Below are 11107 nucleotides of genomic sequence, written 5' to 3' on the forward strand. Positions count from 1 at the left end.
GTTCAGATGCTTAGGCGCCTATGTTACTAAATCTGACATCTTCGTTCGCCGCGATTCTCGAAGAAAGCTCATTACGGCCCCTGCAATGATCATTGCGCCGCTTGCCAGCGCTCTCCCGGGCAGGCTCCGTTGCTCAGGCAATACCATCCCCCTTCAGCCTCGATCAGGCGTTGGGCGGCCATTTGTAGCTGGGTGCGATCCAGGCACACGATGGCAGCGGACAGTTGCTCAAGATAATCCGACGGGCGGCCGGCCAGCTTGCCCTGCCAGAGCAGTTCGGCGGCCTGGGCGCAGGGCAGGGCGGTGCTCTGGAGTTGGGCGGCAAGCGCCTGCTGCTGGCCGGTCAGGGAGACATCATCGAGCTGCTGGAGCAATGCTGGTAACCCGAGCAGGAACTGTTCGATGTGGACGCTCAGTTGCGTCGCAGACAGGCTGGGTGATTGGACGCCGAACAACACCCCGGTTTGCCCGTCGATCTGCTTCAACCCACTGAACACCGCATAACCCAACTGCAACTCCACGCGCAGGCGCTGGTAGAACGGCGTCTGACACAGCTGTGCTAGCAGCCGCCAGGTGGCTTCGTCGGCCAGCGTCGGGGTGGCTGTCGGGCAAAACAACAGCACGGCAGGTTCTTCGCCGTGAGTCTGGAGCTCATGCCAGAGGCGTTGCCCGCGAGGCGCCGGCGCCAGGTCGGCTTCATCGCTGGCGGTGCCCGGCACCCGGGCCAACGCTGGGCCCAACGTCCCTTGGGTGGCCGCCGACAGGCCGATGGACAACCCGTCCCATCGTGCCGTGATCCACACACTTTGGTCGCTGTCGGGCACTGGTAACGCCGAGGCTTGCCGGTTGTGACGGCAGTGATCTGGCAGCTCCTTCAACAGATGCCGAATCGGCATCGGCGGGGTTTCGTGGCTGGCCAGGGCCATTGGCAGCGGTTGCGCAAGCTTCGTCAGAACGTGTTCGAGCACCAACGGTATCGGCGCCTGTAAGCCAACCAGTTTCAGTAGCCATTGATGACCGGAGGGCTCGAAGCTGACGTCCACGCCGGCCTGGCGAGCATCCTCTCGCACATCCTGCAGGTGTCGGTCGAGCCTGGATTGAAAGTCGAGCGGTGCCTGGGTTGTCAGTTGCCAACGCAGGTACACCGCGCCTTCACGACCGTTGTCTGGCAGCGCCTGGCTGAACTGCATGGGCGAGCGTTCCCGGCGACCCCGGGAGCGATCCTGGGCGAAGGTTCGCAAGCCGCGATGGGCGCTGGTCTGGCCGCGTATCAGCCCGGCGCGGGGCGCTTCGCTTGATGTTTGCAGGAACGGATTGGGCGCGGGCAGTTGCCATTGCCCCGCTACGTTATCGGCAGGGTGCAGTTGCGTGAGGATTTCCCTGAGCCTCAGGAGATCGTTTGCCAACAGCGGCCTGTCACGTCCTTCACAATCCCAGCGGGCCAACTGCAAGGCCGATCCTGTCTCCTTCCGGCGCAGCAACAGTGCGGTGAACTCCTGGCGCAACGGCGCCCAGTCGTCCTGGGCGGCAAAGAACCCCAGCCAGTCGTGCAGCAACGGCTGGATCTGCGCCGCTGTCTGGGCGTTGGCGTGCTTGAATCCGATGTGCAGCAGCGCCTGCCCGGCAAACTCATACAGCGCGGTGGCCTTGAGGCTGTCAGCCAGGCCGCGCTGACGCAACGTGGCGAGCAAGCCGCCCGGTTTGCTGGAGTTCAGCCACGTACACAGAAAATCCAGGGCTTGAGGCGAGGCGGCAGGCAAGTCTTCGAAGGCGAACAGCAGATCAAGGCAACCCTCGCGGGCCTGTTGATAACTCGTCTGGGACGATGCCATCAGTTTTGGCGGTGCCGGCCTGGCAAGCGCTTCGCCGGCAGGTATGTGGTTGTCGAACTGATCAGCCAGCGTTTTCAAGGCGTCGATGCTTTGCGGGCCGGCCAGGCTCAGGATCATCTGGCCGCTCTGGTAAAAGCGGCGATAGAAGTCGTGCAATGCGCTTTGGAATTCGGCTCGCGTCACCGCCAGGCTATCGCGATTGCCGGCGTGAAAACCCCGCAGCGGATGGGGCGCCGACAGGCCGTCATGCAAGGCAAGCTGTCGCTGGGCTGCAGCATCCTGGGACCAGGCGATGAACTCGGCGTGCAGCACTTCCCGTTCGCGCAACTGATCGGCCTCATCCAGGCGTGGGTGAGCGAGCATGTCCCCCAGTCGTTCCAGTCCGTCGGCGAAGGTTGCGGGTGGCAATTCGAAGAAAAAATCCGTGGTGCGTTCGCTGGTACGCGCGTTGACCTGGCCGCCGTGCCGCTGCACGTAGGCCATCAGGTTCTCCCCAGCGGGAAAACGCTCGGTGCCGAGAAAGAACAGATGTTCGAGCAAGTGCGCCAATCCCGGCCAGGCCAGGGGCGCGTCATGGCTGCCAGCCGCGACTCGCAGTACTGCAGCGCTGCGCTTGAGGCCTGGGACGTGACGCAATGTCACCTGCAAGCCGTTGGCCAGGGTTTCAGTGTGGGGGCGGAGGGAGTCGGGGGCCGGCATGAGCGCTTCCAGAACAAAGATGCGCTCATGCTAGCGGATTAGGCCGCGTTCTCAATCCTCAATCAGTGTTTGTGCAGATCGTCGTAAAGCTCTGGGCGGCGATCGTGCAGGTAGTTGTAGGCCGCGCGGGAGTCTTCCATCAGTTGTCTATCCAGTTCTCCGACGATCAAGGCCTCATCCAGCCCCGCAAGGGCCGGGCGGCTGCCATTCGGTGCGGCGATACTGCTTTGGCCGCAGTACTGCAATTCACCTTCGTGGCCGCAGTAGTTGGCGTACGCCACGAAACACTGGTTCTCGATGGCCCGGGCTCGCACGGTGACGTCGGCGATGAACTCGTAGGGTTGCATGTTGGCGGTCGGCACCAGGATCAGCTCGGTACCGGCCAGGGCCAAGCGGCGGGCATTTTCCGGAAATTCCAGGTCGTAGCAGATCAGGAGGCCGAGCTTCCAGCCGTTGAGCTCCACGATGGGCAATGCGGCGTCGCCGGCGCTGAACATGGCGTGATCGAGGTCACCGAACAGGTGGCTCTTGCGGTAGTTGGCCAGGCGCTCGCCCTGGGCGTCGATCAGCTGCACGGCGTTGTAGATCTGCCCGTCTTCGCCGCGTTCAGGGTAGCCGTAGACAATCGCCAGGCCGGCGGCCTTGGCAATGCGGGCGATCTGTTGCGCCCATTCGCCGTTGTAGACCTCGGCCAATACATTCACCGCGTCGACGCCGATGTTGTAGCCGGTCATGAACATCTCCGGCAGCACCAGCACATCGGCGCCCCTGGCTTCCAGCGCCACCTGGTGCAGGCGTTGCAGGTTGCCGGCCGGATCCAGTGGCAGCGGTGGGCATTGGTAGAGGGCTACACGCATCGAAAACTCCTTTTATTCGGGCAGGGCGATCGGACCGATCTCGTGGAACACATCACCTGGACCCGGGTTCTCGGCGTGAGTTTCACCGCCGAAGTGTTTCATGATCCCCCACACGGCATTGAGTGAGGTCTGTACCGCGCCTTCGACCCAGGCCGGTGTCCATGAGACGTCATCACCAGCGATAAAGATCCCGCGTTGTTCGGCCGGCATGTCGTCCTGCATGAAATGCGCATACATGCGCTGGTTGTAACGATAGTGGCCGGGCAGGGCGCCCTTGAATGCGCCGAGGAAATGCGGGTCGGCTTCCCAGGACACGGTGATCGGATCGCCGATGATCCGGGCGGCGATGTCCACCTTGGGATAGATTTTCTTCAGGGCATCGAGGGCCAGCTTCACGCGTTTTTCCACCGGGTGCGGCAGCATTTTCAGCGCGTCGCTCATCCAGGAATACGAGAGGCAAATCACCCCTGGCTTGTCGTCCCCGTTGTCGAACAGATAGGTGCCACGGGTAAGACGGTCGGTCAGGGTCATGCTCATCAGGTCGCGGCCGGTCTCCGGGTCCTTGTCCTTCCAGAATGGCCGGTCGACCATCACGAAGGTCTTCGACGATTGCATGTAGCGGGTGCGGTCCAGGGCCATCCACATTTTTTGCGAGAACAGCGCTTCTTCACATTCGATCTGGGTGGTCAGCAGCCAGCTCTGGCAGGTGACCAGCACCGCGGCGTACTCGCGGGTGTTGTCCCAGACGTCGGTCACGCTGAATCGGCCATCAGCCGCACGGGCGATGCGCTTCACGCCGCTGCGTGGGGCGCCCAGGTGCAACGAATTCAGGCTGGTCCCTTGCGGCCAGTGCACGCAGCGTTCCGGCACGTGGTTCCAGATGCCGTGGGGCACCTGCTCGACGCCGCCGACCACCAAATGCTGGTGGTCGTCGCAGTTGGTCATCACGACACGGAAGATTTCCAGCATCGAATTGGGGAAGTCCGAATCCCAGCCGCCGGTGCCGAAACCGACCTGGCCGAACACTTCGCGGTGCTGGAAAGAGAGCTTGGCAAAGGCCTTGGAGGTGGCGACGAAGTCGTAGAAGGTGCGGTCGTCCCACAGTGGCACCAAGGTGTTCCACAGCTCCTTGAGGCGTGGCACGTCGCGGTCGCGGATCGCCTGCTGGATGTCGCCGAAGCGCGAGCCATCCTCCAGCGCATCGGCCCAGGCGTCGGCAACTTCCTGGAACAGTGCGGGAAGGTCCGCCAGTTTCTGCGCGTAGTAGGTCTGGCCTTCCAGGTCGATGACAGTGCTGCCGGACGCCGGGGTCAGCGGGTTGGGGAACGGTTTGGTCTCCAGACCCAGCTTGTCGACGTAATGGTAGAACGCGGTGGAGGACACCGGAAAACGCATGCCGCCCAGCTCGGCGATCACCCCCTCGGCGCCATTGAATGCTTGTGAGCGCAGGCGCCCACCCATCTTCGACGCCTCGTAGACCACGGGCTTGAGACCCAGCTTCATCAGCTCGTACGCCGCCACCAGACCGGCGATCCCGGCCCCGACGATCGCCACTTCGGTACCGTGGTTGTGGGCGGGAATGCTGCCCAGGCCAGCCGGATGCTCGATCCAGTCGTCAAAGGCGAAAGGAAAGTCCGGCCCGAAAATGGTGATGGGCTTCTTACCGTCTGCTGGGTGGCGATTGTTCTTGTTCATGGCTGACCTTGATGGGCGACTCGACGCGGTGTTCGCGTCTGAGTATAGGAAAGATGCCAGCCATTCTAGGGAGGGTGGAACACGTTAATAAGACACAATATGTCGTCGTTTTGAGCATGAGTCAGTCATTTTGACCTATTCGTAAATCATAATGACGAAACCGGTCCCACAGGTTAAGTGACGCAGGGCTTAGACTGGCTGGCCTCGATCGATCTTGCTGCTGAGGATGATCGAGGTGGTGGTCTTCTCCACGCCTTCCACGCTGCCGATCTGGTCCAGCAACTGGTCCAGCTGTTCCGGCGAGTCCGTGCGCAACCAGGCGACATAGTCGAACTCACCGCTGACCGCGCACAGCTGCTGTACCTGGGCCATGGCGCTCAAGCGCCGCAACACGTCCTTGCCGGAACGCGGCTGGACCTTGATGCCGACGTAAGCCTGCAAGCCGCCGTCAATCACTCGTTGCCCCAGGCGCACGCCATACCCGGTAATCACCTTGGTCTTTTCCAGGCGTGCCAGCCGCGAGGTCACGGTCGTGCGGGCGATACCCAGTTGCCGGGCGAGCATGGCGACGCTTTCCCGGGCGTTGATTTGCAGCGCCGCGATCAGCTGCCGGTCGATTTCGTCGAGGACGGGAGGGCGGGTGTCAGTCAAAGTGGGCTCCGGCGCAGGCATTCGATGGCGAGCATGTTACAGGCTCTCACGTGCGAAATAGCCAATGGCAGGCAAAGCCAGTGCGCGCCAGGCGGAGGCCAGGTGTACCTGTGAAGTCCTGAACCAGAAACCGTCCTGGCAAACCAGCTGTGCGGTGGGCAACTGCAACAAGAGATGCAGTAAGAACGACTGCACTGAGCCTGGGTCGTCATCGTCTTGCGCTTCCCAATCGCGCTCGAAACACCGTACATGCAGCTGCTCGGCGTCGAAGCTTTCAAACAGCGGCCGGTTGCCCAGCCACTGCGGATGCACCCGCAACGTGTGTTCCTGGACATCCAGGAGCAGTAATTGCCAGCCTCGATAACTTCCACACTGTTCTGTCACATCGGTTGCCATACAGGTCAGGGCCAGGTAACGGCTATCCGTCGACCAGATCATCGACGGTGCCAGGTCGACCAACGCGCAGCCTGAGGCTGTCAGCAAATGGCCTCCGAGCCGGGGCGTCTGCGCACGCACCCAACTGTCGGCATATTCCGTTTCGCTGCCGAACAGCCAGGCGGCGTCCTGATGGTCGGGGGCGGGCTGGATGAAGTCACCGTCGGCGTTGGCCACTTGTGGACAATCCACCAGGCGCCAGGGAGCAACGCGGTGCAGTTGTGAGTCGGTCACCTGCAGGTCCACAGTGTTGTAGAACAGCCGGGATTGCTCGTTGGGATGAAAGAACGAAGGGTCGCTGCCGATCGGCGGCGCAGGGATGTTGAAGCGTTGCAGCGCGCTGCTGTCCAGGTCGTGATCAAGACGACCGGCCACCACTGCCAGACTCAACCGACCGTCACGAAAATCGAGTATTCGTTCCACCCACATGGCGGGCCCTTCCAGCAGGCGTCGATCCCTCACATCTGCAATGACCGCATGGGTGGCCACTGTCGTTGAGTCTGCAAAGGGCAGCAGTGCCAGGTAACGCCCGCAGTCAGAGATGCGATGATCCAGCAGCCAACTGCCTGGCAAGTGCCAATCACCAATCTGGCTGCGATAACCGCCAAGCCCCTCGCGATTGTCGCAAAGCCAGATGAGCTGAGCGCATGCGCCACCCAGCATCGGTTGCGTCTCGATGTACGAGTCACCGCGCAGGCCTCGGCTGTCCAACGGCATCACAATGGCCGTGCGGGTCAGTGTGAATTCAGCGACGTTTACCCGACCCTGGGCGTCGTGACCGGCCTGGGTTTCGGTGTCGCTATGAATGCTGTCCAGACGGTAGCCATACCGGCCGGAACCCGGTCGCGGATAGTCGAGGTACGCGCCGATATGCACATGGTGCGCGTCGAGGCTCAGCAACTCATGCCAGTAGAAGGACGGTTCAGTCGCACTTTTCACCCACGGCAACGGCAAGGCGCGCCAGCCTTTGTCGAGCTGCCACAACCAATACTGGTCGCCATCTGCTTGAGGATTACGCGCCTGGGCCAGGCACACCAGGGCGCGTTGATCGGTGCTCCACACCAACGGTGCGTCTGCCGCCATCAGCAGGTTGGAGGTTTGTCCGTTGACGCTGACGGTATAGCGTGGCGAAAGCAGGGGATCCAGTGGCTGGGCCAGGTCACGAAAGGTCGAGGGCAAAAAAATATTGCCCTGTAGGCATTGCCGGCCATCAACGGAGCGTCGTTCGAAGGTTTGCTCAGGGTGACAATCGGACTCCAGCCACAGATCGCCGACAGGCACCAGGGGGGTGACGCTGGCCGTTTGCAACAGCTCATCGAGCCGGGTTTCGCGAACGCTGTTATCCACCAGTGGGCTATGGCGTCCGCTTAACAGGTCGAGGTCAAAAGCGTCCAACTCCCAGAGTTCGCTGTCGGCGCAGCGGTACAACTGGCGTTGCTGACGGTCGAGCACCACCAATCCCCATGCCTGCCGGGACGGTACCGGTGCCGCGAAATAGCGCCCGTCGCAGGAGAATACGGCCGAAGAGCCCAGGCCTTGCAGGAGCACGCCGTCGGGGAACAGATAGTCGCAATAAGTCGGGCCGCCCATGGCGATTTCGCCGTGGTTGAACGCTCGGATCGGCTCGCCTTCAGGGGTCAGCAGCGGTTCGTTTCCGCCCCAGGCACTCGGCCCTTTGCTGGAAATGGGTGTCAACCCAAGGCGCCTCTCCCAGCTGCTGACGCAGGCGAGCCCGACCATGATGCCGACGATCGCTACCAAGATGCCCCACCACTCAGGCAACGCCCGGCCCAGGCTGAAACCCAGGCCAAACACAGCGCCGACCGTCAGCCGGGCGATGCCTCGGCCCATCGCCAAAAAGCTCAGGCGGGCGGCAAGCCCCATCAGCAGCCCGAGGCATACCACCGCCAGCAAAGCCAATGGGGGCGGCAGCAAGGTGACGAAAAAGGCTGGCGCCAGCAGGATGCCGAGTTGCCAGAACAGTTCAAGAAACAGTCGAGAGAGGCTGGGGCTGGCGATGATGGGCGTCTCAGTGAGGAAGCTGCAAGGGCTTAGGCGTGGGGAGGGTGAACCTCACAGAGTATTACTACAGGTGAGTACAGGGGCAAGGGCGGGGAGCGGTTGGTTGCCAGAGTTGCTATGGCGATCAAAAAAACGTCAGTCTTCAAAGCTGAATTCGACAAAAAACCAGACCTTGATGGGTCTGGTTTTAGGGGCGGGCGGCATCTAGACAACTCGAGTGCTCACGCCTCGGCACTGTACGAGTGGCGATTAAAAATCGAAGAACACCGTTTCTGATTCACCCTGCACATGAATGTCGAACCGGTAAACCAACTTGCCATCCAGCGTGGAGCGCTTGGCAATCAGGGATTCGCGACGCGGCGACTGCTCGATCAGACCCAGGATGGGGTCCACGGCGTTCGCCTCGGATTCATCGTCGAAATACAGGCGGGTCTGCAAGTGAATGTTGATCCCGCGAGCAAACAGGGAAACGTTGATATGCGGGGCCATGGGAAAACCTGCGGCGTTCTTCACTGTGCCGGGTTTTACGGTCTTGATGATCCACGTTCCGTCTTCGGCGGTGGCAGTACGGCCAAAACAGTTGAAGGGCTTTTCCAGATCGTATGCGCTGTCGTAGACGCCTTGCGGATTCGCCTGCCAGAACTCCAGAAACGCGTCACGAATCAAATGGCCGTTGCCGTCATGAACGTGGCCCATCAGTACGATGTGCTCACCTGGCGCGCCAGGCTTGGCCATTTCATTCCAGATTTCCTGTTCTCGCGGCGGATTACCAGCCGCCTCCAGCGCCAAGCCGATATGCACATAAGGGCCGGCAGTTTGCGAAGGGGTTTCAGGTAGAAGTTGAATGGACATGCGCATGCCTCCTCAGCGGTTTTCGAAGTGTGTCTTGCGCTGTCCGCGCAGAACAATATCAAAGCGGTAAGCCAGGCAATCCATAGGATTGGCCATGCTCATATCAAGCTTGGCGATCAAGCTCTGCACCGCCTCCTGATTCGCGATCGTCTTGACGATCGGACACATGGGAATGAGCGGATCGCCTTCGAAATACAGTTGAGTTATCAAGCGCGTGGAAATGGACGGACCACTGATGGAGACATGGATGTGTGCCGGCCGCCAGTCATTGGGGCCGTTGCGCCATGGGTAGGGACCCGGTTTGACCGTGCGGAAACTGTAGTTGCCGTCACGGTCAGTCAGCGCGCGGCCGACCCCACCGAAATTGGGATCAAGCGGCGCCAGATAACTGTCTTTCTTATGCCGGTAACGCCCACCCGCATTGGCTTGCCACATTTCCACCAAGGTATGGGGAACCGGTTTGCCGAATTGGTCACAGACCCGGCCCGCGACGATGATGCGTTCGCCGATGGGCAAGCCGCCGTGATTGAAATTGAGCAGCAGATCGTTATCGTGCTGGCCCATTTTCAGATGGGAAAAATCCGGCCCGCTGGTTTCCGACAGCGACTGGGGAATACTCACCAGGGCCTGGCGCGGTGATCGCAGGATCGAAGTCTTGTAGTCAGGTGTCAGGGCTTTGGGGTGCCAATTACGGTCACGAATGACGAAGCGGCTGTCATGCGCATCAGACATGTCGATTTTTCCTATTGTTATGGTTTGGCAAAGGCAAGCGCTGCGTTGGCAGCGACTGGTAGCCCAGTTTCCTCTTGCGCGGCCCAACCAAAAATTGAAAAAACCGACTTGATCCATATCCAAATGGTTATGGATATTTTCCTTCGAGGTATTCCTGCCCGACTTCGCGAAGAACCTCCATGCACCACTGTGCCTGGGGTGTCACCGGCAACGCGGGATTGGTGCACAGCCCCACGGAACCGCCTGGTTCCCGTGCCCCTAATTCCAGCTCCACCAAAGCGCCTTGTTTCAAGTCCTGCCGGACCGCGTCGAAAGGCGCAACCCAGATGGCCTGGCTGCATTGTACGTAGCGTCGACTCAACGCGACCGATAGGGTTTCAAGGCGTTGGCGTGATGGGGTAATGCCGTGCTGAACAAACAGGGCGTCGGCGAATTTACGGATGGTCGTCCCCGCCAATGGAAGCACCCAGGGATAGTCTTCGAGATTCCTGTGCCCCTGTGGATTCGCGAGCACAGGATGGTTGTTACACACCACCAGGGTCATGGACTCGCTGTAGAGGTGTTCGAACGCCAGCCCATGAATCAATGGGCTATCGGTCATTCTGCCAACCACCAGGTCCAGTTCACCGACGCGCAGTTGCGATAGCAAATGCGCACTGGGGCCGGTCACCACGCTGATAACCAGGGCCGGATGTCGAGCATGCAGTCGACAGACAACCTCAGGGACCAACAGGCTTTCAACCGTGGACAGCACGCCAACGCTGATGGCAACGGGCTCGTGGACACCAGCGCGCAGGCTGTTGACCCCCTCGCGCAGCGCTTGCACGCTCGGCCCCGCATATCGCAGAAAAGCTGCGCCGGCTTCCGTCAGCGTCGCCCCCTTCTTGCTTCGTTCGAACAGCACGGCGGCCAGCAACGTTTCCAACTCCTTCAATGTCTTGGAAAGTGCCGGTTGGCTGATTGCCAGTTTGTCTGCCGCACGGGCCAGGCTTCCCTGGCGCGCCACTTCGAGAAAACACACCAGATGACGGAATTTGATGCGTGTGTCGATGTTCAATCGGGTCGCTGCCTTCAAGGGACTTGGGATGCGCAGTGTTTGTGCTGCGGGTTGCAACGCCTGAAGGCGACAGTGGGAGGCTCGTCGGGGACTACCTGTTTGCAGAGCCGTTTATGAAAACCTTCGCCTGGTGCGCAAAGTCCACAGTCTCAAAAACGACAAAGCCGCGCAATGCGCGGCTTTCGAATTGGTGGGCCCACACGGACTCGAACCGTGGACCAAAGGATTATGAGTCCTCTGCTCTAACCAACTGAGCTATAGGCCCTCAGTAGGCC

General features: G+C 60.9%; 8 protein-coding genes and 1 tRNA gene. All 9 read right to left on the reverse strand.

The window, feature by feature from the left end; genetic code table 11:
* Positions 1–89: 89 nt before the first annotated feature.
* Positions 90–2531, reverse strand: coding sequence for a pyrroloquinoline quinone biosynthesis protein PqqF (gene pqqF, locus AB4O09_RS03625; RefSeq protein ID WP_039013083.1), 2442 nt, complete (start codon positions 2529–2531; stop codon positions 90–92).
* 62 nt (positions 2532–2593) lie between these two features.
* Positions 2594–3388: a carbon-nitrogen hydrolase family protein gene (locus AB4O09_RS03630; RefSeq protein WP_003206212.1), complete on the reverse strand. Its 795-nt coding sequence runs from the start codon at positions 3386–3388 to the stop codon at positions 2594–2596.
* 12 nt (positions 3389–3400) lie between these two features.
* The gene (locus AB4O09_RS03635; RefSeq protein ID WP_003206211.1) at positions 3401–5083 is read right to left on the reverse strand and encodes a flavin monoamine oxidase family protein; all 1683 of its coding nucleotides are present in this window, start codon (positions 5081–5083) and stop codon (positions 3401–3403) included.
* Between the two features lie 189 nt (positions 5084–5272).
* Entirely contained in the window at positions 5273–5734 is a 462-nt protein-coding gene (locus AB4O09_RS03640; protein ID WP_003206209.1) for an Lrp/AsnC family transcriptional regulator, read from the reverse strand.
* 36 nt (positions 5735–5770) lie between these two features.
* Positions 5771–8053, reverse strand: a complete 2283-nt coding sequence (locus AB4O09_RS03645; RefSeq protein WP_233839810.1) for a hypothetical protein — start codon at positions 8051–8053, stop codon at positions 5771–5773.
* Positions 8054–8440: 387 nt separating this feature from the next.
* Entirely contained in the window at positions 8441–9043 is a 603-nt protein-coding gene (gene pcaG / locus AB4O09_RS03650) for a protocatechuate 3,4-dioxygenase subunit alpha (RefSeq protein WP_003206206.1), read from the reverse strand.
* 12 nt (positions 9044–9055) lie between these two features.
* A complete protein-coding gene (pcaH, locus tag AB4O09_RS03655) occupies positions 9056–9775 on the reverse strand; it encodes a protocatechuate 3,4-dioxygenase subunit beta (protein ID WP_003206205.1) in 720 nt (239 codons plus the stop codon).
* Between the two features lie 127 nt (positions 9776–9902).
* Complete coding sequence (gene pcaQ, locus AB4O09_RS03660; protein ID WP_027912951.1) at positions 9903–10832, reverse strand: pca operon transcription factor PcaQ; 930 nt, start codon at positions 10830–10832, stop codon at positions 9903–9905.
* A gap of 188 nt (positions 10833–11020) precedes the next feature.
* Positions 11021–11097, reverse strand: a tRNA-Ile gene (locus tag AB4O09_RS03665).
* Between the last annotated feature and the right edge of the window lie 10 nt (positions 11098–11107).

The organism is Pseudomonas sp. H1_F01, from assembly GCF_054681425.1.

What these genes read in the sequence shown, in the direction of transcription:
- AB4O09_RS03645 (WP_233839810.1), bottom strand. Translation starts at nt 8,053, where the DNA reads ATGGGGCTTGCCGCCCGCCTGAGCTTTTTGGCGATGGGCCGAGGCATC.
- AB4O09_RS03630 (WP_003206212.1), bottom strand. Translation starts at nt 3,388, where the DNA reads ATGCGTGTAGCCCTCTACCAATGCCCACCGCTGCCACTGGATCCGGCC.
- pcaH (WP_003206205.1), bottom strand. Translation starts at nt 9,775, where the DNA reads ATGTCTGATGCGCATGACAGCCGCTTCGTCATTCGTGACCGTAATTGG.
- AB4O09_RS03635 (WP_003206211.1), bottom strand. Translation starts at nt 5,083, where the DNA reads ATGAACAAGAACAATCGCCACCCAGCAGACGGTAAGAAGCCCATCACC.
- pqqF (WP_039013083.1), bottom strand. Translation starts at nt 2,531, where the DNA reads ATGCCGGCCCCCGACTCCCTCCGCCCCCACACTGAAACCCTGGCCAAC.
- pcaG (WP_003206206.1), bottom strand. Translation starts at nt 9,043, where the DNA reads ATGTCCATTCAACTTCTACCTGAAACCCCTTCGCAAACTGCCGGCCCT.